The 22,863-nt window shown below is 73.8% G+C and carries 19 protein-coding genes; 9 read left to right on the top strand and 10 right to left on the bottom strand.

Annotation, left to right across the window (positions count from 1 at the left end; genetic code table 11):
* Positions 1–89: 89 nt before the first annotated feature.
* Complete coding sequence (locus ACWGSR_RS03940) at positions 90–893, bottom strand: hypothetical protein (RefSeq protein ID WP_376231730.1); 804 nt, start codon at positions 891–893, stop codon at positions 90–92.
* A gap of 279 nt (positions 894–1,172) precedes the next feature.
* Positions 1,173–2,810: a protein kinase domain-containing protein gene (locus ACWGSR_RS03945; RefSeq protein ID WP_453563317.1), complete on the bottom strand. Its 1,638-nt coding sequence runs from the start codon at positions 2,808–2,810 to the stop codon at positions 1,173–1,175.
* A 263-nt stretch (positions 2,811–3,073) separates the two neighbouring features.
* On the opposite strand from ACWGSR_RS03945, the gene ACWGSR_RS03950 reads away from it, so the two are divergent.
* Positions 3,074–4,711 carry a protein kinase domain-containing protein gene (locus tag ACWGSR_RS03950; RefSeq protein ID WP_453563319.1) on the top strand — a complete coding sequence of 546 codons (1,638 nt, stop codon included), beginning with the start codon at positions 3,074–3,076 and terminating at the stop codon, positions 4,709–4,711.
* A gap of 188 nt (positions 4,712–4,899) precedes the next feature.
* On the opposite strand, the gene ACWGSR_RS03955 is transcribed toward ACWGSR_RS03950, so the two are convergent.
* The 3 genes from ACWGSR_RS03955 to ACWGSR_RS03965 form a co-directional block, all read right to left on the bottom strand.
* Entirely contained in the window at positions 4,900–5,949 is a 1,050-nt protein-coding gene (locus ACWGSR_RS03955) for a phosphotransferase (protein WP_453563648.1), read from the bottom strand.
* 147 nt (positions 5,950–6,096) lie between these two features.
* The gene (locus ACWGSR_RS03960) at positions 6,097–6,549 is read right to left on the bottom strand and encodes a pyridoxamine 5'-phosphate oxidase family protein (RefSeq protein ID WP_376231737.1); all 453 of its coding nucleotides are present in this window, start codon (positions 6,547–6,549) and stop codon (positions 6,097–6,099) included.
* Between the two features lie 86 nt (positions 6,550–6,635).
* Positions 6,636–7,295 (bottom strand): response regulator, encoded by a 660-nt coding sequence (locus tag ACWGSR_RS03965; protein ID WP_376231738.1) that lies wholly within the window; start codon positions 7,293–7,295, stop codon positions 6,636–6,638.
* A gap of 342 nt (positions 7,296–7,637) precedes the next feature.
* Between ACWGSR_RS03965 and pdhA the strand changes: the two genes are divergently transcribed.
* The 5 genes from pdhA (at position 7,638) to ACWGSR_RS03990 (ending at position 13,345) form a co-directional block, all read left to right on the top strand.
* A complete protein-coding gene (pdhA, locus tag ACWGSR_RS03970) occupies positions 7,638–8,831 on the top strand; it encodes a pyruvate dehydrogenase (acetyl-transferring) E1 component subunit alpha (RefSeq protein ID WP_376231740.1) in 1,194 nt (397 codons plus the stop codon).
* A 2-nt stretch (positions 8,832–8,833) separates the two neighbouring features.
* Entirely contained in the window at positions 8,834–9,814 is a 981-nt protein-coding gene (locus tag ACWGSR_RS03975; protein ID WP_376231743.1) for an alpha-ketoacid dehydrogenase subunit beta, read from the top strand.
* Positions 9,815–9,845: 31 nt separating this feature from the next.
* On the top strand, positions 9,846–11,255 hold the full coding sequence (locus ACWGSR_RS03980; RefSeq protein ID WP_453563651.1) for a dihydrolipoamide acetyltransferase family protein: 1,410 nt from the start codon (positions 9,846–9,848) through the stop codon (positions 11,253–11,255).
* Between the two features lie 135 nt (positions 11,256–11,390).
* The gene (locus ACWGSR_RS03985; RefSeq protein ID WP_376231744.1) at positions 11,391–12,032 is read left to right on the top strand and encodes a GntR family transcriptional regulator; all 642 of its coding nucleotides are present in this window, start codon (positions 11,391–11,393) and stop codon (positions 12,030–12,032) included.
* Positions 12,029–13,345, top strand: coding sequence for an MFS transporter (locus ACWGSR_RS03990; RefSeq protein ID WP_453563322.1), 1,317 nt, complete (start codon positions 12,029–12,031; stop codon positions 13,343–13,345). The genes ACWGSR_RS03985 and ACWGSR_RS03990 overlap by 4 nt, the downstream gene beginning before the upstream one ends.
* Positions 13,346–13,352: 7 nt before the next feature.
* Here the strand turns inward: ACWGSR_RS03990 and ACWGSR_RS03995 are convergent, their stop codons facing one another.
* The gene (locus ACWGSR_RS03995) at positions 13,353–14,180 is read right to left on the bottom strand and encodes a maleylpyruvate isomerase family mycothiol-dependent enzyme (protein ID WP_453563323.1); all 828 of its coding nucleotides are present in this window, start codon (positions 14,178–14,180) and stop codon (positions 13,353–13,355) included.
* Positions 14,181–14,335: 155 nt separating this feature from the next.
* Here ACWGSR_RS03995 and ACWGSR_RS04000 point away from each other — a divergent pair, with 155 nt between their 5' ends.
* Positions 14,336–15,133 carry a carbon-nitrogen family hydrolase gene (locus ACWGSR_RS04000; RefSeq protein WP_376231751.1) on the top strand — a complete coding sequence of 266 codons (798 nt, stop codon included), beginning with the start codon at positions 14,336–14,338 and terminating at the stop codon, positions 15,131–15,133.
* Between the two features lie 130 nt (positions 15,134–15,263).
* Here ACWGSR_RS04000 and ACWGSR_RS04005 read toward each other — a convergent pair whose 3' ends face one another.
* Entirely contained in the window at positions 15,264–16,805 is a 1,542-nt protein-coding gene (locus ACWGSR_RS04005; RefSeq protein WP_453563325.1) for an aminotransferase-like domain-containing protein, read from the bottom strand.
* Between the two features lie 63 nt (positions 16,806–16,868).
* Between ACWGSR_RS04005 and ACWGSR_RS04010 the strand changes: the two genes are divergently transcribed.
* A complete protein-coding gene (locus ACWGSR_RS04010; RefSeq protein ID WP_453563326.1) occupies positions 16,869–18,080 on the top strand; it encodes a trans-sulfuration enzyme family protein in 1,212 nt (403 codons plus the stop codon).
* Positions 18,081–18,087: 7 nt separating this feature from the next.
* Here ACWGSR_RS04010 and ACWGSR_RS04015 read toward each other — a convergent pair whose 3' ends face one another.
* Genes ACWGSR_RS04015 through ACWGSR_RS04025 form a run of 3 tightly spaced genes read right to left on the bottom strand, consistent with a single transcriptional unit; the run spans position 18,088 to position 19,542 of the window.
* Positions 18,088–18,579, bottom strand: a complete 492-nt coding sequence (locus ACWGSR_RS04015; protein WP_376231757.1) for an LURP-one-related/scramblase family protein — start codon at positions 18,577–18,579, stop codon at positions 18,088–18,090.
* A gap of 31 nt (positions 18,580–18,610) precedes the next feature.
* Entirely contained in the window at positions 18,611–19,360 is a 750-nt protein-coding gene (locus ACWGSR_RS04020; protein ID WP_376231759.1) for a bestrophin-like domain, read from the bottom strand.
* Positions 19,361–19,362: 2 nt separating this feature from the next.
* Positions 19,363–19,542, bottom strand: a complete 180-nt coding sequence (locus ACWGSR_RS04025) for a hypothetical protein (protein ID WP_453563328.1) — start codon at positions 19,540–19,542, stop codon at positions 19,363–19,365.
* 1,517 nt (positions 19,543–21,059) lie between these two features.
* Here ACWGSR_RS04025 and ACWGSR_RS04030 point away from each other — a divergent pair.
* Entirely contained in the window at positions 21,060–22,859 is a 1,800-nt protein-coding gene (locus ACWGSR_RS04030; protein WP_376231763.1) for an NHL domain-containing thioredoxin family protein, read from the top strand.
* Positions 22,860–22,863 lie beyond the last annotated feature (4 nt).

Genomic DNA, 22,863 nt, shown 5'->3' on the forward strand with positions numbered 1-22,863 from the left:
ATGTATACCGGGTATGCCGTCGCGGACAACCGACCTGAGGCGGAAGCGGGAGGTCCCACTCAAGGAGGACCCCGGCCCTCCGCACCGGCTCAGCGGCGGCGCATCCGAAGCCCCAGGAACCCGATCCCGAGCCCCATCAGAGCCAGCCCCACTCCCAGGGTGAGCACGGGAATCCGCTGGTGGACGAGGTCGGAGGCGGCCTCGTCGTCCATCCCGGGCGCGACGTCGGACAGGCTGGCGGGCGCGGCCTCGGGCGGCGCGGGCTCCTCCTCGCGTACCGCTCCGCCCTCCTCCTCCGCGTCCTCCCACGGCTCCGATTCCGTAGCGGTTTCGGTACGCGAGGAGCTTTCCGGGGGCGTCGGGGCGGTCTCGGTGCGGCCCGGCCGGAGCCTGCCCTCGGCGGCGGGCCGGCCCGCGAGGGAGGCGGAGGGCTCCGGCGCGGGGACGCCGGAGGGCCCGGTCTGCGCGACCGGGGAGGCCGCTCCGGCACCGGCGGGCGCGGGAGCGGGCGGGACCACGGCTCCGACGCGCCCCGGGGGGACGGAGGCGGGACCGGAGGCGGAGGCGGAGACGGGCGCCGAAGCGGAGACGGGAGCGGAGGCGGACGCCGATGCGGGCGCGGGCGTGGACACGGAGGCGGAGCCGGACGCGGGGGCCGACGGCGGAGCGGTCGCGGAGGGTACGCCCGGCGGGGACGCCGAGGAGGGGGCGGAGGGGGTGGAGGAGGCCGGGGTGGTGCCGGTGGGCGCCGGGCCCGTGGCCCCCGCCGTGGCGGCGGGTGGCCCCTCCGGATGCGCGAGGGGGGCGGCGTACAGGGCGCAGGCGCAGGTGAACGCGCAGATGAGTGCGGGGCGCAGGGCTCGGGCCCGCGCCCCGCGGAGTACTGGAGTCACCGGGTGACCCCCTCCCGTACCGAGCCGCCGAGGTCTTCGGCTCAGCGTCACATGTCGGGACGATTCCGGCATCCGGTACGCGCCCGGAGGAGGAGACGGGAGCCCCCGGGGGGGCCTACCGCGGCGGGAATCCCCGGGGGTCCGCCGCGGCGAAGCCTCCGGGACCTCCGGGACCTCCGGGGCCTCCGGGATCCATGGGGCCCACGAGACCCCGGGTCACACGGATCCCACGAGACCCCGGGTCACACGGATCCCACGAGACCCCCGGAACCCCGGGACCTACTGCGGCGGGTTGCCCGTCGAGATCTGGAGGGTGAACTCCGCGTCCTTGGCGTCGATGTCCGTACCGGCCGGCGGGTACTGCTCCAGGACCGTGCCCTCGCCGTACGTCGCCTCGTCCACCGGGGTCTGGACCTTGATCTTCCATCCGGCGGCCTGGACGCAGTCCTTCACCGACTGGATGTTCCGGTACTTGAAGTTGGGCACCTCGAACTTCTCGGGGTCCTCGCTCGACTCCCTCGGCTGGGTGCACTTCTTCACGTCGATGGTCTTGGTCAGGTCGGGGCCCTTGTGGCCCGGCGCCGCCGACTGGCTCTGCTGGGTGCCGGTGCCGCCGGTCCTCCCCGCCTGCGGGTCCTTCTTGTCGCCCTTGTCCAGGTTGAGCGCCAGGACCAGGCCGCCGATCGCGATCACGGCGACCGCGATCGCACCGACGACCACCGGGGTGTTCCGCCGGGAGCCGCCGCCCGCCGGGGCGGGCGCGTGCGTCTGGGCGTACGGCGCGGGGGTCGGGGCCTGGTGGGCGTACGGGGCGGGCGTCGGGGCCTGCTGCGGGTAGCCGTACGACGGGGCGGGCGCGGGGGTCGCGGGGCCGTACGGGCCCGGCTGCGGCGTCGGCGCGTACGGCTGCTGCACGCCGTGCGGCGTGGAGTACGGGCCGGGCGGCGGGGTCTGGCCGACCGGCGGGAAGACCGCCGAGCCGACGCCCGCGCCGCTGCTGACGGGGCCGCCCGCGACGATCACGGGGGCGCCGGTCTGCCCGGCCGACAGGACCCGCAGGCACTCGTCGCGCATGGCCGCCGCGCTCGGGAACCGCTCGTTCGGGTTCTTCCGGAGCGCGCGGGCGACGAGCGCGTCCATCGCCGGCGTCACCGAACGGTTGACGGAGGACGGGGCGACCGGTTCCTCCTGCACGTGTGCGTACGCGATGGCGAGCGGGGAGTCGGCGTCGAAGGGGAGCCGGCCCGTGAGGAGCTGGAAGAGCATGATGCCGACCGAGTAGAGGTCGGAGCGGGCGTCCACCGCGCGGCCGAGGGCCTGCTCGGGGGAGAGGTACTGGGGGGTGCCGACGACCATGCCGGTCTGGGTCATCGAGGTCACCCCCGACTGCATGGCCCGCGCGATGCCGAAGTCCATGACCTTGACCACGCCGCGCTTGGTTGTCATCACGTTGCCCGGCTTGATGTCCCGGTGGACCAGGCCCATCTCGTGGCTGACCTCCAGGGCGGCGAGCACGTCGGCCGTGACCTTCAGCGCCTTGTCGGCCGGCATCGCGCCGTACTGCCGCACGTCCGCCGCGAGGACCGAGCCGAGCGGCTGCCCCTCCACGTACTCCATGACGATGTACGGCATGACGGCGCCGTCGAGGGTGTCCTCGCCGGTGTCGAAGACCGAGACGATGTTGGTGTGGGAGAGCTTCGCCACGGCCTGCGCCTCGCGCCGGAACCGCTCGCGGAAGGACTGCTCCCGGCCGAGCTCCGTGTGCAGCGTCTTGATGGCGACCTGCCGGTCGAGGGCGGTGTCGTACGCCAGGTACACCGACGCCATGCCGCCCTCGCCGAGAAGATCGCGCAGCTGGTACCGGCCGCCCGCGACCGAACCGCCCGCGTAGCGGCCCTGTCCGCCGTCCTGGCTCATCTGTGCTCCCCCTACACGCGCGCGTGGCGACGTCGACATGGATTTCCCGGCCAAGTCTGCCCCAGGGCGGTGACCCGTCAAGCCGGGTGCCCGTTACGTGACCCTCCGCACAGGAAGCGTTTCCGAACCGGTGCGGGAAAGCGTCGAATTTGCACAGGTGTACGTGAACGGGATTGGATGGCCGGTCCATCTCGGACCGTGATGTCGTACGGAGCCTGTAGCGTGACGACTGGACACGGCACGACAGACGACGGCGAGGACTGATGGCACCCGAATCCGGAGCAGGTGGCGGTGTGCCGGACGCGTCCGCGGAATCCTGGGGCGTCGGCGGCGTCGTCGGCGACGGCCGCTACCGGCTGACGCACCGTCTGGGACGCGGCGGCATGGCCGAGGTGTTCGCGGCGGAGGACGTACGGCTCGGCCGCACCGTGGCCGTCAAGCTGCTGCGCGCCGACCTCGCCGAGGACCCGGTCTCCAAGGCCCGCTTCACGCGCGAGGCGCAGTCCGTCGCGGGCCTCAACCACCACGCGATCGTCGCCGTGTACGACTCCGGCGAGGACCTGGTGGGCGGCCGCCCCGTGCCGTACATCGTGATGGAGCTGGTCGAGGGCCGCACCATCCGCGACCTGCTGCTGAGCGCCGAGGCGCCCGGCCCCGAGCAGGCCCTGATCATCGTCTCCGGGGTCCTGGAGGCGCTGGCCTACTCGCACCAGCACGGCATCGTGCACCGCGACATCAAGCCGGCGAACGTGATCATCACCCACGGCGGCGCCGTCAAGGTCATGGACTTCGGCATCGCCCGCGCCCTGCACGGCGCGCAGTCGACGATGACCCAGACCGGCATGGTCATGGGCACGCCGCAGTACCTCTCCCCCGAGCAGGCGCTCGGCAAGGCCGTCGACCACCGCTCCGACCTGTACGCGACGGGCTGCCTCCTCTACGAACTCCTCGCGCTGCGGCCCCCCTTCACCGGCGAGACCCCGCTGTCCGTCGTCTACCAGCACGTCCAGGACGCGCCGGTCCCGCCGTCCGACGTGACCGGGTCCGTGCCGCCGGAGCTGGACGGCCTGGTGATGCGCTCGCTCGCGAAGGAGCCGGACGACCGGTTCCAGAGCGCCGAGGAGATGCGCGGGCTCATCCAGTACGCCCTCCAGATGCTCCAGCAGCAGGGCGGCTACACCGGCACGTGGAACACCGGTCCGATCGAGGTGCACGACGGCGGGCGGACCCCGGCCGGCGGCGTGGCCGCGACGACCGCGATGGGTCACCCGACGCACGGGGAGACCGCGCAGCGCCCGATCCTCCCGCCGATGAACCCCGACGACGGCGGTTACGACGGCGGTGCGGGCGGCGGGGGCTACGGCCAGGGCGGCTCGTACGGGTCGCAGAGCGGTGGCGGCGGCCGCGGCAAGATGTGGCTCTTCGCCGCGCTCGCGGTGGTCGCGGTGGTCGCCGGAGTCGCGTTCGCCCTCAGCAAGGCGGGCGGGAACGGCGGCGGCGGTACGGAGAACAAGACGCCGACCGTCAGCACCTCGCCGTCGACGAAGGCCTCGGAGGAGCCCACGCCCTCGGAGGAGCCTTCCCAGGACCAGACGCAGGACCCGGGCACGTCCACCGGCGGTTCGACGCGGGAGCCGTGGACCGAGCAGCCGACGCGGCAGCCGAACTGGCCCACGGGCCGGCCGACCACCGAGACGCCGACCGAGCCGACCACCACGCCGCCGGTCGAGCCCACGGACACGCCCACGAAGACGGGCGAGCCGACGACCCGTCCCACGGGCACGGCGACCTCCGAGCCGACCGACGGCAACCCCTCCGGGGGCGGCGACGGCGGCGGCGACGGCGGCGGCGACGGCGGCACGGGCACGCAGCCGACGGCCACCACCGGCACCTCCGGCTGACGGGGTCCGAGACAGGCTGACGGGTGGGCTCGGTGGGCTGACGGGGCCCGAGAGGCCGACAGGTTGGCTCGGCAGGCTGACGGGGCCAGGCGTACTGACGGATGGGGCTCGGCGAAAGCGCCGGGCCCCACCCCGTGAAGGCCTCCGGGGCCCGCCGGACCCACCACGGGGCCCGGCGAGCGCCGGCCTCACCCCGCGAAGGCCTCCCGCACCGCCTCGTACTCGCGGGTCCACCAGACCGCCAGGGCCGACACCGCGGGGAACTGCGCGTCGGCCCTCCGGTCGTGCAGCTGGTAGCGCCAGCGCAGGGTCCAGAAGTCGTTGAGCCGCTCCCACCACACCCGGTGCGCCGCCGCCGCCAGCTCGGCGCCGTCGGCGCCCGTCGCCCGCCGGTACGCGCGCGCGTAGGCCCGTACCTTTCCCAGGGCCAGCTCGCCCTCCGGCCGTACGAAGAAGATGGCGGCGGCCCTGACCGCCTCCTCGGCCCTCGGGCGGAGCCCGAGCCGGTCCCAGTCGACGATCGCGGCGGGCTCCGCGCCCCGGTAGAGCAGGTTCAGCGGGTGGAAGTCGCCGTGCACCCAGCCGGCGGCCGAGGCGGCCGGGGGCCGGTGGTGGGCGTGCTGGGCGAGCAGCCCGCGGCGCTCCCTGAGCCGGTGCTCGGCGAGCGCGTCGAAGCTGTCGCGGGGGCGGTGCGCGCGGACGAGCCGGATCAGCTCGTCGATGGCCCGGAAGGTGTCCTGGGGGTCCGCGCTCGCGCACGCCTCCGCGTCCGTCCCGCCGGGGCCGTCGGGCCCCGGGGCGCCCATCACCCGGTCGAGCGCGGTGTGGACCTGCCCGAGGAGGGTGCCGAGGCGGCGGCAGCCGCCGGTGGAGAGCTGGCCGCCGTGCCGGTGGCGGCCCTCGACCCAGGGGTGCAGGGCGTAGCAGTGGCCGCCGACGACGGCGACCGTACGGCCCCGGGCGTCGGCGAGCGGCGGGGCGACGGGCAGGCCGAGGGCGTGCAGCCGCTGGGTGGCGCGGTGCTGGCGGGTGACCGTGGCCCGGTCGGCGGTGGCGGCGTCCAGGTGCTGCTTGAGGAAGTAGGTGCCGCGGGTGGTGGTGAGGCGGAAACCGCGGTTGAGCAGCCCCTCGGTGACCGGCACGCAGGCCAGCGGCTCCCCGGCGTGCCGGTGCCGGCGCAGCAGGGCGTCGACGGGCGGGACGCCGACGGGACGGACGGCGGCGGGTCGGACGTCGATGAGCCGGGCGCCGACGGGTCGGACACCGGTAGGTCGGACGCCGGCGGGCCGGGGCGGCGGGGCGGTGGCCGGGCGGGCGGGCGGTGGCGGTGCGCCGGTCGGCGGGGAGAGGGTTTCAGATGAGCGCGGCACCCGCCAGATGTTAGATCACGCTACGTGGTGAAGGTGTCGCCGTACGGAACGGGCCGTCGGCAGGGTCTCCGGGGCCTCGCTCGCGTAGTCGAGCGCGTGCACCGTCGCGAACCGGGGTTCGATCCGCAGGTAGACCGCGACGAAGGGCTCGCCGTCCACCAGCTCCGGTTCGGGACCGAAGGCCGCGCGCTCCTCCCCGGTCGGCTCGACGACCCGCGCGGTGCCGCAGAACTGCACGGACCAGACGTGCTCGGCCCCCGTGCCGAAGTTGTCCGCCCCGTACGCGACGACGCCGCCGTTGCAGGCGCGGTGGTAGCCGAGCCCCTCGTGCATCCGGAGCAGGACCCGGCCGTCCACCACGACGTGGCGGGCCGGGGCGACGAAGGGCATCGCCCGCATGCTCGTCGCCACCCGGCCGTACGACACGCGGTTCAGCAGCTCGATGGCGCGGATCTCGTCGGTGGACATGTCTTCCACTCTCCGTCACCACCGGGTGTCCGAAAAGGGGCCCCCGCCCCCCTCGGGGCGGGACGTAGGTCCCGAAGCGGACCGGTTCAGCGCCTCTCGGCCTGCCTCCGCGCCACGTACGCCGCCGCCTGCGAGCGCCGCTCCATGCCCAGCTTCGACAGCAGGCTGGAGACGTAGTTCTTGATGGTCTTCTCCGCGAGGTGGAGCCGCTCGCCGATGGCCCGGTTGGTCAGGCCCTCGCCGATCAGGTCCAGGATCCTGCGTTCCTGGTCCGTCAGGGCGGCGAGCTTGTCGTCACTCCTGGGGGTGTTCCCGTCGCGCAGCCGCTCCAGGACCCGGGCGGTCGCCACCGGGTCGAGCAGCGACTTGCCGGCCGCCACGTCCCGCACCGCGTTCAGGAGCTCGTTCCCCCGGATGGCCTTGAGGACGTAGCCCGAGGCCCCGGCCATGATCGCGTCGAAGAGGGCCTCGTCGTCCGCGAACGAGGTCAGCATCAGGCACTTGACGCCCTCGTCCCGGGAGCGGACCTCCCGGCACACCTCGACGCCGCTGCCGTCCGGGAGACGCACGTCGAGCACCGCGACGTCCGGACGGGACGCGGGGATCCTGACCAGCGCGTCCGCCGCCGTGCCGGCCTCGCCGACCACCTCGATGTCGTCCTCCACGGAGAGCAGCTCGTGGACGCCGCGCCGGACGACTTCGTGGTCGTCCAGCAGGAATACCCGGATTTTTCCTTCTTCGCGCACCCGGTCAGTCTCACATATTGGCTCTTCCCGCGCCCGGGGTGCGCGGGATAACGTGCCGCTTGTTCCGGCGGCCCTCCAGGCCGTTGCCGACGCGCTGACCAGCCGCTGTTCCCACTTTTCTCGATTTACTTGGAAATCCAAGCAAAATCGCAGGTCAAGAAGGGTTTCGCGGGAATGCGGCGCTGTGGGTAACGTGCCTATGACAGGGCGCTCGCCGGGGCACTTGTCACGCCCGACCCCGGCCGCGTCGCACCCACCCCGTGCGAAGGGTACGGATAAGGCGGAGAGCCGCACTGGCCTCACCGGCGAACCCGGGGGCCGGACCGACGGAGGAGCACGCACGTGACCGTGGAGAGCACTGCCGCGCGCAAGACGACGCGACGCAGCAGCGGCACCAAGCGCACCGCAAGCGCGAGCCAGAGCACCACCAAGAAGACGAGCACGCGCGCCGCGGCGGGAGCGACGGAGCCCGAGCTCGTCCAACTCCTGACGCCCGAAGGGGAGCGCGTCCAGCACCCCGACTACGACATCGACCTGAGCGCCGAGGAGCTGCGCGGCCTCTACCGCGACATGGTCCTCACCCGTCGCTTCGACTCCGAGGCCACCTCCCTCCAGCGCCAGGGCGAGCTGGGCCTGTGGGCCTCGCTGCTCGGCCAGGAGGCCGCCCAGATCGGTTCGGGCCGCGCCCTGCGCGACGACGACTACGTCTTCCCGACCTACCGCGAGCACGGCGTCGCCTGGTGCCGCGGGGTCGACCCGACGAACCTCCTCGGCATGTTCCGCGGCGTGAACAACGGCGGCTGGGACCCCAACAGCAACAATTTCCACCTGTACACGATCGTCCTCGGCTCGCAGACCCTGCACGCCACCGGCTACGCCATGGGCATCGCCAAGGACGGCGCGGACTCCGCCGTGATCGCGTACTTCGGCGACGGCGCCTCCAGCCAGGGCGACGTCAACGAGTCGTTCGTCTTCTCCGCGGTCTACAACGCCCCGGTCGTCTTCTTCTGCCAGAACAACCAGTGGGCCATCTCCGAGCCCATCGAGAAGCAGACCCGCGTCCCGCTCTACCAGCGCGCCCAGGGCTTCGGCTTCCCCGGCGTCCGGGTCGACGGCAACGACGTCCTGGCCTGCCTCGCGGTCACCCGCTCCGCCCTGGAGCGCGCCCGCCGCGGCGAGGGCCCGACGCTGATCGAGGCGTTCACCTACCGGATGGCCGCCCACACCACCTCCGACGACCCGACCCGCTACCGCCGCGACGCGGAGCGCGAGGAGTGGGAGGCCAAGGACCCGATCCTGCGCCTCAGGGCCTACCTCGAGAACGAGGGCCACGCCGACGCGGCCTTCTTCGAGGAGCTGGAGGCGGAGAGCGAGACCCTCGGCAAGCACGTCCGCGAGGTCGTCCGCGCCATGCCCGTGCCGGAGCACATGGCGATGTTCGACAACGTGTACGCGGACGGGCACGCGCTCGTCGACGAGGAGCGCGCGCAGTTCGCCGCCTACCAGGCGTCCTTCGCGAACGGAGAGGCCGAGTAATCATGGCTGTTCAGAAGCTTCCCCTCGCGAAGGCGCTCAACGAGTCGCTGCGCACGGCCCTGGAGACCGACCCCAAGGTCGTCGTCATGGGCCTGGACGTCGGCAAGCTCGGCGGCGTCTTCCGGATCACCGACGGCCTGCAGAAGGACTTCGGCGAGGACCGGGTCGTCGACACCCCGCTCGCCGAGTCCGGCATCGTGGGCACCGCGATCGGCCTCGCGCTGCGCGGCTACCGGCCGGTCGTGGAGATCCAGTTCGACGGCTTCGTCTTCCCCGCGTACGACCAGATCGTCACGCAGCTCGCGAAGATGCGGGCCCGCTCGCTCGGCACGGTGAAGGTGCCGGTCGTCATCCGCATCCCGTACGGCGGCGGCATCGGTGCCGTCGAGCACCACTCCGAGTCCCCCGAGTCGCTCTTCGCGCACGTCGCGGGCCTCAAGGTGGTCACCCCGGCGACCCCCTCCGACGCCTACTGGATGCTCCAGCAGGCGATCCAGAGCGACGACCCGGTCGTCTTCTTCGAGCCCAAGCGCCGCTACTGGGACAAGGGCGAGGTCGACACCGAGGCCATCCCCGGCGAGCTGCACAAGGCCCGGGTCGCCCGCGAGGGCACGGACCTCACCCTCCTCGCCTACGGCCCGATGGTGAAGACCTGTCTGGAGGCGGCCGCGGCCGCCGCCGAGGAGGGCCGGTCGATCGAGGTCGTGGACCTGCGCTCGATCTCCCCGATCGACTTCGACACCGTCCAGGCCTCGGTCGAGAAGACCCGCCGCCTGGTCGTCGTCCACGAGGCCCCGGTGTTCTTCGGTTCGGGCGCGGAGATCGCCGCCCGCATCACCGAGCGCTGCTTCTACCACCTGGAGGCCCCCGTCCTGCGGGTCGGCGGCTACCACGCGCCGTACCCGCCGGCGCGCCTGGAGGAGGAGTACCTGCCGGGTCTCGACCGCGTGCTCGACGCCGTCGACCGCTCGCTGGCGTACTGAGGAGAGCACCGTGACGATCCGCGAATTCAAGATGCCCGACGTGGGCGAGGGCCTCACCGAGGCCGAGATCCTCAAGTGGTACGTCCAGCCCGGTGACACCGTCACCGACGGACAGGTCGTGTGCGAGGTCGAGACGGCGAAGGCGGCCGTCGAGCTGCCGAGCCCGTTCGACGGCACGGTCCACGAGCTGTGCTTCCCCGAGGGCACGACGGTCGACGTCGGCCAGGTCATCATCTCGGTGAACGTCGGCGGCGACGCGCCCGCCGCCCCGGCGGCCCCGGTGACCGAGTCCGTCGCGGCCCAGGCCGTACCGGCGGAGCCGGTGGCCGAGGAGGACGAGCCGCAGGGCCGCCAGCCGGTCCTCGTCGGCTACGGCGTGGCCGCCAGCTCCACCAAGCGCCGTCCCCGCAAGGCGTCCGGGGACGCGGCCCCGACCGCTCCCGCGCAGCAGGCGCCCGCCGCCGTCTCCGTGCCCGAGCAGCTCAACGGGCACGCGTCGGGGGCAGGCCGGCCGCTGGCCAAGCCGCCGGTCCGGAAGCTCGCCAAGGACCTCGGCGTCGACCTGACGACGGTCGTCCCGACCGGCCCGGACGGCATCATCACCCGCGAGGACGTCCACGCGGCCGCCGCCCCGGCGCCCGCGCCGGCCGTCCAGGCCCCGGCCCAGGCTCCGGCCCCGGTCCAGGCCCCGGCTCCTGCCGCGGTCCCGGCCGCCGCGCCCACCACGGAGACGTCCGGCGCCCGGGAGACCCGTGTCCCGATCAAGGGCGTGCGGAAGGCCACGGCGGCGGCGATGGTCGGCTCGGCCTTCACCGCCCCGCACGTCACCGAGTTCGTGACCTTCGACATCACGCGCACGATGAAGCTGGTCGAGGAGCTCAAGACCGACAAGGACATGGCGGGCCTGCGGATCAACCCGCTGCTCCTCATCGCCAAGGCGGTCCTGGTCGCGGTCCGGCGCAACCCGGAGATCAACGCGGCCTGGGACGAGGCGGCGCAGGAGATCGTCCTCAAGCACTACGTGAACCTGGGCATCGCCGCGGCCACCCCGCGCGGTCTGATCGTGCCGAACATCAAGGACGCGCACGACCGGACCCTGCCCGAGCTCTCGAAGTCCCTGAGCGAGCTGGTCGCCACGGCCCGCGAGGGGAAGACGACCCCGGCGGCGATGCAGGGCGGCACCTTCACCATCACCAACGTCGGCGTCTTCGGCGTCGACACCGGTACGCCCATCCTCAACCCCGGCGAGTCCGCGATCCTCGCGGTCGGTGCGATCAAGCTCCAGCCGTGGGTCCACAAGGGCAAGGTGAAGCCGCGTCAGGTCACCACCCTGGCCCTCTCCTTCGATCACCGCCTGGTCGACGGCGAGCTGGGCTCCAAGTTCCTGGCGGACGTCGCCGCGATCCTGGAGCAGCCGAAGCGGTTGATCACCTGGGCGTGACGCCCGGCGTGATCGCCCGGGCGTAACGCCCGACGCGCACGGTTTCACGTGAAACCGGCGAAAACGGCCGGAGGGCCCCGTCCACGATGTGGACGGGGCCCTCTGTTGCACCCCTGTTGTATCTATGCTGTGTTCATGCCTTCAGCTCCCCCTGCCGCCGACCGCGTCTACATGCACGTCAAGCAGGCCGTGCTCGACCGGCGCTACGAAGGGGGCACCCTCCTGACCGAGGGTGAACTCGCCACGGCCGTGGGGGTGTCGCGGACCCCCGTCCGCGAGGCGCTGCTCAAGCTGGAGATGGAAGGGCTGCTCAAGCTCTACCCGAAGAAGGGCGCCCTCGTCCTCGCCGTCTCCGCGCAGGAGATCGCCGACGTCGTCGAGACCCGGCTCCTCGTCGAGGAGTTCGCCGTCCGCCGGGCCGTGCCCGCCCCCGCCGCCCTGATCGCCCGCCTCGAAGAGCTCCTGGAGGAGCAGAAGCGGCGGGCCGAGGCCGGGGACCTCGCGGAGGTCGCCGTCACCGACCGCTGCTTCCACGCCGAGATCGTCCAGTACGCCGGCAACCAGATCCTCGCCCGGCTCTACGACCAGCTCCGCGACCGCCAACTGCGCATGGGCGTCGCCGTGATGCAGTCCCAGCCCGACCGCGTCGCCAAGAACATCACCGAGCACGCCGAGATCCTCGACCGCATCAAGGCCGGCGACGCCGAGGGCGCCGCGCACTGCGTCCGTCAGCACCTCAGCTGGGTCAAGGTCCTGGTCCGGGGTGAGGACCGGTGAGCAACCGCAACGGACACGGCTCCGCCGTCTCCCTCCCCGGAGACCCGCCCGGCGGCCGCCGCGCCGCCCTCGTCTGGGGCGTCGGCGTCGCCGTCTACTTCGTCGCCGTCATCTTCCGCACCTCGCTCGGCGTCGCCGGACTCGACGCCGCCGACCGCTTCGACGTCAACGCCTCCGCGCTCTCCACCTTCTCCATACTCCAGCTGCTCGTCTACGCCGGCATGCAGATACCCGTCGGCCTCATGGTCGACCGGCTCGGCACCAAGAAGGTCCTGGTCCTCGGCGTCGTCCTCTTCACCGCCGGCCAGCTCGGCTTCGCGCTCTCCCCGTCGTACGGCACGGCCCTCGCCTCCCGCGCGCTCCTCGGCTGCGGCGACGCCATGACCTTCATCAGCGTCCTGCGGCTCGGCAGCCGCTGGTTCCCCGCCCGGCGCGGCCCGCTCATCGGCCAGGTCGCCGCCCTCTTCGGCATGGCCGGGAACCTGGTCTCCACCGTCTTCATCGCCCGCGCCCTGCACGGCCTCGGCTGGACCACCACCTTCGTCGGCAGCTCCTTCGCCGGCGTCCTCGTCCTCGTCCTGCTGCTGCTCTTCCTCAAGGACCACCCCGAGGGGTACGAGCCCCAGCCGGCCCAGCACGCGGGCGCGGCCTACGTCCGCCGGCAGATCGCCGAGTCCTGGCGCGAGCCCGGCACCCGGCTCGGCATGTGGGTGCACTTCACCACCCAGTTCCCGGCCATGGTGTTCCTGCTCCTGTGGGGGCTGCCGTACCTCGTCGAGGCGCAGGGCCTGTCGCGGTCCACCGCCGGGACGCTGCTCACCCTGGTCGTGCTCTCGAACATGGTCGTCGGCCTCGCGTACGGGCAGATCATCGCCCGCCACCACGCGGCCCGCGCCCCGCTCGCCCTCGGCACGGTCGCGGCCACCGCCCTGCTGTGGGGGACCACCCTCGCCTACCCCGGCGACCACGCCCCGATGTGGCTGCTCGTCACCCTCTGCCTGGTCCTCGGGGCCTGCGGACCCGCCTCGATGATCGGCTTCGACTTCGCCCGCCCGGCGAACCCGCCGGAGCGTCAGGGAACCGCCTCCGGCATCGTCAACATGGGTGGTTTCGTCGCCTCGATGACGACGCTCCTCGCCGTCGGCGTGCTGCTCGACGCGACCGGCGACGACTACCGGATCGCGTTCTCCTCGGTCTTCGTCCTCGAAGCCCTCGGCGTCGTGCAGATCCTGCGCCTCAAGGCCCGCACCCACCGCAGGGAACGCGAACGGCTCGTCGCCAGCCGCGTGGAGGCCGTGCACGTACCCGTGTAGCGCGTGGTCAGCGGGGCGTCACCGCGAAGTTGTCGAGGATCGCCCGCGCCAGCCGCTCGTCGCCCTCCACCTTGACCCGGTCGGCCACGTCGGTCGCCCGGACCCGGCCGCAGGCGAGCCGCACGTACGTCTCCCAGTCCGTCGCGAGCGACACCGCCGGACCGAGCGAGGGCGCGCCGTCGATCGAACCGCGCCCCTCCGCGTCCACCCGCACCGTCCGCAGGAACTCCACCGGACCGGTCACGTCCAGCACCACCGCCGAGGAGGCCGGCGCGCCCGCGTCCTTGGCGACCACCTTCGGCAGCGCCTCCAGGAGCACGTCCCGGGCCACGTGCGCCCCGGGCGAGTCCAGGTTCCCCGGCACCCCGAGCGCCGCCCGCAGGTCCTGCTCGTGCACCCACACGTCGAAGGCCCGCTCCCGGTAGGCCGCTTCGAGCGTCTGCTCGGCGCCCAGCGGGGCGCGGATCAGGCGCTCGGGGGAGCGGTTCTCGTTGCGGAGCTGCCGCGCCCGGCGGATCAGGACGTACTCCAGCTCCGACGTCATCTCCGGCGCCGTGTGGTGGCGCCGCACGTCGACCTGGACCTCCATGTAGCGCGCGAAGTCGCTGCGCACGTGGTAGAGGTCGCGCGGCAGCGAGTGGATCGGCCGGGGGTCGCCGAGCATCTCCGTCTCCATGCCGATGACGTGCGACACGATGTCCCGCACCGACCAGCCTGGGCACAGGGTCGGCCGGTTCCACTCGCCCTCCACGAGCGGCTGCACCAGCTCGGCTATCGCCTCGACGGCGTGCGTCCAGGCGTCGGCGTGGTTCTGGAGGCTGGGATGGACGGTCACGGGACCCCTCGGCGGTTCTTCGGTGCGCGGGCTGAAAACACGACTGGGTGGGAGGCTCGGACGCTAAGTTACGCTGCCCGAAGGCACCCCGGCAGTGCTTTCGTGTGACGATCGTAGGCCGGTGTTGACGGCTCGAATGCCAGGACGGTGGTACTGTGCGCGCCTCGCTGATCCAGATCGCGGTAGACCCGGACGAACCGGTCGACGCCCGCCGCGCCCGCGCGGCGCGCCTCGTACGGGAGGAATCCGGCCGCGCCGACCTCGTCGTCCTCCCCGAGCTGTGGACCGTCGGCGCCTTCGCGTCCGACCTCTTCGCCGCCGAGTCCGAGCCGCTGAACGGCCCCACGCACCAAGTGATGGCCGGGGCTGCCCGGGACGCCGGGGTCTGGCTGCACGCCGGCTCCTTCGTCGAGACGGAGGCCGGCGCCCTCTACAACACCTCGCTCGTCCTCTCCCCCGACGGCGAACTCGCCGCCTCCTACCGGAAGATCCACCGCTTCGGCTTCGACAAGGGCGAGGCGGTGCTCATGGCCGCCGGGGAGGACCTGGTCACCGTCGACCTGCCGAACCTCACCGTCGGCGTCGGCACCTGCTACGACCTGCGCTTCCCCGAGCTCTTCCGCGGCCTGGTCGACGCGGGCGCCCAGGCCTTCGTCGTCCCGGCCGGCTGGCCCGCCCGCCGCCGCGCCCACTGGACCCTCCTCGCCCGGGCCCGCGCGGTCGAGAACCAGGCGTACGTCCTGGCCTGCGGCACCGCCGGAACCCACGCGGGCGTCGAGCAGGCCGGGCACTCGATCGTCGTCGACCCCTGGGGCGAGGTCCTGGCGGAGGCCGGACCCGGCGAGGAGGTCCTGCGCGTCGAGCTCGACCCCGGCCGGGTCGCCACGACCCGCGAGGACTTCCCGGCCCTCAAGGACCGGGTCCTGGGCGTCGAGACGCCGAAGCGGGGCTGAGGGCGCGGGCGGGCGGGCCTCCGGCGCGGGGCCGGGCTGAGGGCGCGGGCGGGCGGGCCTCCGGCGCGGGGCCGGGCCGGGCCCGGTCTGGACTGGCCCGGACACACCCGTGCTCGTCACCGCCCGCCGGTCACAGCGTGATCGCGTGCAGGGCCGCCCGCGCCGGCTCCGGCCCCGGGGCGTACTCCGCCCAGGCCGCCGCCAGTCTCCGCACCGCCTCCGTCAGCACCTCCGGGGACGCCAGGAAGTGCAGCCGCAGGTGGCGGACGCTGCCGCCGAGGGCGTCGGCGGTGGCGCCGGGCAGGACGGCGACCCCGTGCCGGAGGGCGAGCTGCGCGAAGGAGACGCCGTCGCCGTGGGGGAGCCGCACCCACAGGGTCTGGCCGCCCGTCGCCGGGACGGAGGACCAGGACGGCAGCAGCCGCGCCAGCTCGGCCCGCAGATGGGCGTGGCCCGCCCGGACCGTCCGCGTCCGCGCCGCGAGGACCGGCCCGAAACCGCCCAGGAGCCGGGCCGCCGCCAGCTGGGCCGGGACGTCGCTGCCCAGGTCGTGCAGGGCCTTCAGCCGGGCGAGCCGGGCGATCAGCGGGGCCGGGCCGCGCACCCAGCCGATGCGGATCCCGCCCCACACCACCTTGCTGAGCGACCCGACCGCGACCACCTCCCCGTACGCCGAGAGCGGCGTCCACGGCGCCCCGGCGTCGAAGGCCAGGTCGGCGAGGGCCTCGTCGTCGACGAGCGGCACCCCGAGCGCGTTCGCCGCCTCGACGAGCCGGCGTCCGGCGAGCGGCGGGAGCACGGTCCCGGTCGGGTTCTGGAAACGGGGCACCAGATAGGCCAGGGCCGGGCGGTGACGCTCCATCACCCGCACCGCCTCCGCGACGTCGACCCCGTCCGGACCCACCGCCACCGGCAGCGGCACGGCCGCCGCCTCCCGGAAGAGGTCGAGCGCCCCCGGATACGTCGGCGCCTCCACCAGGACCCCGTCCCCGGGCGCGAGCAGCAGTCGCGTGAGCAGCGCCAGCCCCTGCTGGGCGCCGGTGGTCACCAGGACCTGCTCCGGTCCGGTCGGCACGCCCCGCGCCGCGTACCGTGCGGCGACCGCCTCGCGCAGCACCCCGAGCCCGGCCGGGTGGTAGCCGAGGTCCCCGACGGGCAGTTCGAGGGAGCGGTACGCCTCCGTCAGCTCGTCCGGCGCCCGGTCGGGGGCCGCGCAGCTCAGCAGGATCACGTCGTCGGGCGCCTCCAGGAGGTGCAGGAAGAGCGGGTTCGACGTCTCCCGCACCCGAGGCACCCCCGCGCCCGCACCCGTCCCCGCCGCCCGGAGCCGTTTCGCCATCAGCGCGGCCGGCGACACCCGCGTGCCGCTGCCCTGCCGCCGTACGAGCCGTCCCTCCTGCCGCAGCGTGTCGTAGGCGGCGACCACCGTCGTACGGCCCACGGCCAGGGCCGTCGCGAACCGCCGGTCCGGCGGCAGGAGCGTGCCCGGCGGCAGCGCCCCCTCGTCGATCAGCCGCCGCAGCCGGGCGGCGAGCAGGAGGTACAGCGGCCCGCGCCCGGCGGACCAGCGCCCGAGCCGGGCGACCAGGACGTCGAGGGAAGGGGGAGGAAGGGACCCGGAAGGGGGAAGGGAAAGGGGCTCGGCAGGCAGAAGGGGATCGATTGGCTCCATCGCCGGACCAATCTGCCGGGATTGGACCTGGGAAGGCAAGCCGCCCCTTCCCAGACTGGGTTCATGACCCGCCCCGAACCCCGCACCGAATCCCGCCCCGAGACCCTCACCGTCCACCCGCCCCACGTCGAGCTCACCGGCAGCAGGCCCCTCGGCGTCCCCCTCCACCAGGGCCACGTCTTCGCGTTCGACTCCGCCGACGCCCTCGCCGAGGGCTTCACCTCCCCGGACGCCTTCCTCTACGCCCGTCTCGGCAACCCCACCGTCCGCACCCTGGAGGACGCCGTCGCCCGCCTCGAAGGCGGCACCTCCGGCCTCTCCTTCGCCTCCGGCATGGGCGCCGTCAACGCCGTCCTCCTCTCCCTCCTCGGCTCCGGCGCCCACGTCGTCGCCCAGACCTGCCTGTACGGCGGCACGTACGCGGTCCTTACCGACCTCGCCGCCCGCTGGGGCGTCGACGTCACGTACGTCTCCGGCACGGACCCGGAGGAGGTGCGGGCGGCCCTGCGCCCCGAGACCCGCCTGCTCTACCTGGAGACCATCGCCAACCCCACCACCCGCGTCTCCGACCTGCCCGCCCTCGCCGCCGTCGCCGCCGAGGCGGGGATCCCGGTCGCCGTCGACAACACCTTCGCCTCCCCGCTGCTCTGCCGCCCCTTCGACCACGGCGCCGACGTCGTGATCCACTCCGCCACCAAGTACCTCGCCGGGCACGCGGACGTCCTCGGCGGGATCGCCGTCTTCAAGGACCGCGAGCTGTACGGGCGGGTCCGCCGCCACGCCGTCGAACAGGGCGCCTCCACCGACCCGTTCGCCGCCTGGCTCACCCTGCGCGGCCTGCAGACCCTCTCCCTGCGCATGGAGCGCCAGTGCGCGAACGCCGCCGAGCTCGCGGCCCGCCTCGCCGCGCACCCGGCGGTCGCCGCCGTCCGCCACCCGTCCCTCGCGGACCACCCGGACCGGGAGGTCGCCGCGCGCCTGCTGCCCGCCGGCGGCGGCGGGGTCGTCTCGGTCGACCTCGCGGGCGGCCGGGAGGCGGGCCGGGCCTTCGTCGAGGCGGTCCGGCTCGTCTCGCTCAGCGTCTCCCTGGGGGACGTGAAGACGCTGGTGATGCACCCGGCCTCCACCTCCCACCACCAGCTCGACGAGGCGGCCCTCGCGGCGGCGGGCATCGGCGCCGGCACGGTCAGGATCTCGGTCGGCATCGAGCACGTCGAGGACCTGTGGGCGGACCTGGAGCAGGCGCTGGACCAGGTCCTGAAGAAGGCCGCCTGACGGCCCCTCAGTCCTCCCGTTCCCGCTCCGCCATCCGGATCACGCACACCGCCACCGCGACCATGAGGGCGGCGTCGGCGTCCTCCCGGACCACGTTCACCGCGTACGTGTCGCGGACGCGGAACCACTGCCGGGAGACGTGGACCAGGAGCTCGCCCTCGTACTCGACGGTGAACTCCCGGTCCAGGATCCGGCCGCTGACGTCCAGCTCCGTGCCCTCGACCAGCGTCACCCGGTAGTGGTTGCGCAGCAGCGAGAGCCGCTTGCGCCGGACGGTCGCCAGCGGCCGGTCGTCCCGCTCGATCGTCATCGCGTCCCGCAGGCTGAACATCTTCTGCCGCAGGGTGATCAGGACCTGCCCGTCGGGGTCCTTCAGCTCCAGGGTGTCGCGCAGCCGCATGGCCTTGCCGTCGGCGAGGAAGGCGTGGCGGCCGTCCTCGTCCTCGATCCAGTAGTCGTCGCCGATCGCGAAGATCTTGTCCCGTACGAGATATTTCACCCGGTTACTCCTGCCCGGTCGGAGCCGCTTCTCACCCGAAGTAGCGGGTGAACGCGTCCGGACTCGCCCCGAGCATCTCCCCGAACGGCGAGTCGAGCTGATGGATCAGCAGCACCGTGAAGGCGATGAACCCGGACAGGCCCATCACCATCACCACGTGGGTCGTGCTCCGCTTGATCCCGAAGAGGAACATGAACGCGAGCGTCAGCACGCCGCCGATCAGCAGCCCCGTCCACAGCACGGGCGAGAGCCGCTCCTGCGCCGCCGCCTCCCGGCCGCGCCGCGCGTCGTCCACGTAACCGAGCTGGGCCAGCAGCTCCTGGGCCGCGATCTGCTCGGACACCCGGTCGGAGCGGGTCACCTCGCCCGCCCGCCGCAACTGGTCGAGCAGCGTCCAGCCCGAGGCGTCGAGCGGTTCGCGGCCGGCCATCGCGGGCCACTCGACGTCCACGACGTGGCTCGCGTACGTCCGGGCCGCGTCGCGCACCGGCTGCCGCTGGGCGAGCGGGAGCGCGTCCGCGAGCAGGTACGTCTGGTGCAGGGCGCTCGCCTCGGCCTGCACGTGGTCGGAGGCGGCCGAACGCGTCTCCCAGACGGAGACCAGGCAGAGGCCGAGGACGACGGCGTAGAGGACCGACACCATCATGGCGATGTACTCGGCCACGTCCTCGCGCGGCTCCTCGTCCTCCCCGACCGGGAAGAGCCTGGTCTTGGCGAACACGCAGAGGGCGGAGACGAGCGCGACCCCGAGGACGACGACGAGGGTTTCGAGCAGGACCACGGTCACTTCCTCCTACTGCCGAGGAGCGCGGCGGCGACGGCCGCCGGGATCAGGAGCAACAGCAACGTCGTCGCCACCCCGAACTCCCCCGCCTCCCGCCCCCGCCGCCGCACCCGCCCGAGGAACCCCTCGTCGTCGAGCCCGTCGGCCCGCCGGAGACCGGGAGGGGGGACGGGGGGCACGGCTCCTCCGGGGGAGACGGAGGAGGGCGGTACGGCTCCGGGGGGCACGCCGTCCGGCGGTACGGCTCCGGGGGGTACGGCTCCGGGAACGGCACCCGCGCCGGGAACGGCGGGAATTGCGAGCCTTCCGGCCGCACCTGCACCTGCGCCTGCTCCCGCGCCTGCTCCCGAACCCGCTCCCGCGAGGGCCCCTGGAGCCCCCGGAGCGCCGGGAGCGCCGGGAGCCGTCCCGGCCGTCGCCGAAGTCCCGGCAGCCCCCGAAGTCCCGGCCGCCCCCGAAGACCCTGAAGCCCTCGGAGCCGGAGCCCCGCCCGCTCCCGGAGTCCCGCCCGCTCCCGGAGTCCCGCCCGTCCTCACCGCCGCCGCCTCCCTCACCACGAAGACGGCCGAGGCCCCCGCCGTGAGCACCGGTGCCGAGACCCGTTCGCCGCCCGCCCCGAACGTGGTCGCCCGGTCGCTCCCGGAGGCGCGGCCGGCGCTCCGGTAGGTCCCGGGGCGGAGCCGTACGGTCGCCCGGCACAGGGCCGAGGTGTCCGGGGCGAGGACGGCCACGGTCCCGCCCTGTCCCCCGCAGTCGGGCGCGCCGGACGCGAGGGCGAGCCCGGGGTCCTCGACCAGCACGGCGTAGAGGGGAAGGTTCCCCTGGTTGGTGACGGTGTACGTCACGGTGGCCACGCCCGTACTCGACCCCGCACCGGCACCGGCACCCGCACCTGCACCCGCACCTGCACCCGCACTCGACCCCGCACCGGCACCGGCACCCGACCCCGAACCCGCGCTCGCACCCGTACTGGACCCTGCACCCGACCCCGACCCCGTCCCCGCACCCGGCCCCGCACCTGCCCCCGTCCCCGACCCCGACCCCGCACCCGGCCCCACACCTGCCCCCGTCCCCGGCCCCGACCCCACCCCCGGAGTCGCGACCACCACCTCCTCCGTGAGCTGGAGAACCCCGGCGACCCCGACGTACCCGGCGCGGGCGGTCGCGGTGAGCCGCGTGTGCAGCGAGGGGACGTCGCCCTCGGCCCGTACGGGATGCACGTGTCTCCCCGCCACGGCCCGGAACCGGGCCGTGCACTCCACCTCCTCGGCCGCGGGGAGCGGCGCCGCCGGACACCGCACGGACCCGGCGGGGGCGCCGGGGTCGAGGACCCGCACCCGGTGCAGGTCCGCCTCGCTCAGGTTCAGGAGCCGGTACCGCTTCACGACCCACGTCCCGACCCGTACCTCCGGGGGCCGGCGGTCGCTGTCGGACCGGCCGTTCACGGTCACGGTCAGCCGCAGGTCGCCGTCCCCGACCCCGCCGGCCCACACGGAACCCTCCAGGAGGGCGGACGCGAGCAGCACCGCCACGAGTAACCCGGCACTCACCCGACAGCGGGAATAGTCCGATGATCTGCCCACGTGCTCCGCCATGCCCGCCATGCTGACCGGCCCCCGCCCCGGAACCCGCCCCCGGACACGCCCTCCGCCCCCGCCCGACCCCTACTTTCCACCCGTACGGCACCCTTGGAACCATGAACGATCCCGCGCCCACCTCCGCGCCCCGACGTGCCCGTGTCCGCGCCCCCGAGCTGATCGGCAAGGGCGGCTGGCTGAACACCGGCGGAGAACAACCGACCCTCGCCGACCTGCGGGGGAAGATCGTCCTCCTCGACTTCTGGACCTTCTGCTGCGTCAACTGCCTGCACGTCCTCGACGAGCTGCGCGACCTGGAGGAGAAGCACCGCGACACCCTGGTGATCGTCGGGGTGCACTCGCCGAAGTTCGTGCACGAGGCCGAGCACCAGGCCGTGGTGGACGCCGTCGAGCGGTACGAGGTGCACCACCCCGTACTGGACGACCCGGAGCTCGCGACCTGGAAGCAGTACGCCGTGCGCGCCTGGCCGACGCTCGTGGTGATCGACCCCGAGGGGTACGTCGTCGCCCAGCACGCGGGCGAGGGCCACGCCAACGCCATCCGGACCCTCGTGGAGGAGCTGGAGGCCGAGCACGAGGCCAAGGGGACGCTGCGGCGCGGCGACGGGCCGTACGTGGCGCCGGAGCCCGTCGCCACCGACCTGCGCTTCCCCGGCAAGGCGATCACCCTCCCCTCCGGGAACTTCCTGGTCTCCGACACCACCCGGCACCAGCTGGTCGAGCTGGCGGCGGACGGCGAGACCGTCGTGCGCCGCATCGGCGAGGGCGTCTTCCGCGAGCCGCAGGGCCTCGTGCGGCTGCCCGACGGCAAGGTCGTCGTCGCGGACACGGTGAACCACGCCCTGCGGACGTACGACCCGGAGAGCGGCGCGATCGAGCGGATCGCCGGCACCGGCAAGCAGTGGTGGCAGGGGTCCCCGACCTCGGGGCCCGCCCTGGAGGTCGACCTGTCCTCGCCGTGGGACGTGGCCTGGTGGCAGGGGAAGGTGTGGATCGCCATGGCCGGCGTCCACCAGCTGTGGACGTACGACCCGGAGACGAAGACCGTCGGGGTCGCGGCCGGGACCACCAACGAGGGGCTCGTCGACGGCCCCGCCGCCGAGGCCTGGTTCGCGCAGCCCTCCGGCCTCGCGGCCACCGACGACCGGCTGTGGATCGCGGACTCCGAGACCAGCGCCCTGCGCTGGATCGGCACGGACGGCGTCGTGCGCACCGCCGTCGGCACCGGGCTCTTCGACTTCGGGCACCGCGACGGCGACGCCGGCCAGGCGCTCTTCCAGCACCCGCTGGGCGTGACCGCCCTGCCCGACGGCTCGGTCGCCGTCAGCGACACGTACAACCACGCCCTGCGCCGCTACGACCCCGCCACCGGCGAGGTCACCACGCTCGCCACCGATCTGCGCGAGCCGAGCGACGCGGTCCTGGTGGACGGGGACATCGTGGTCGTCGAGTCCGCCCGGCACCGGCTGACCCGGCTGCGGCTGCCCGAGGAGGCCGTCCGGGTCGAGGCGGTCGCCCACCGCACCCGGCGCGAGGCCACCGAGGTCGCCCCCGGCCGCCTCCGCCTCGACGTCGTCTTCCGCGCCCCGACCGGCCAGAAGCTGGACGAGCGCTACGGCCCCTCGACCCGGCTCCTGGTCTCCTCGACCCCGCCGGAGCTGCTGCTCGGCGGCGAGGGCACGGGCACGGACCTGTTCCGCGAGCTGGATCTGAACCCCGAGGTCACGGAAGGCGTGCTGCACGTATCCGCGATGGCGGCCTCCTGCGACGACGACCCGGCCAACGAGTACCCGGCCTGCCACGTCCACCAGCAGGACTGGGGCGTCCCGGTGAAGGTCACGGACGCGGGCGTCTCCCGCCTGCCGCTGATCCTGGCGGGCATGGACGAGCAGGCCTGACGGT

This window comes from Streptomyces sp. NPDC055632 (genome assembly GCF_053618675.1).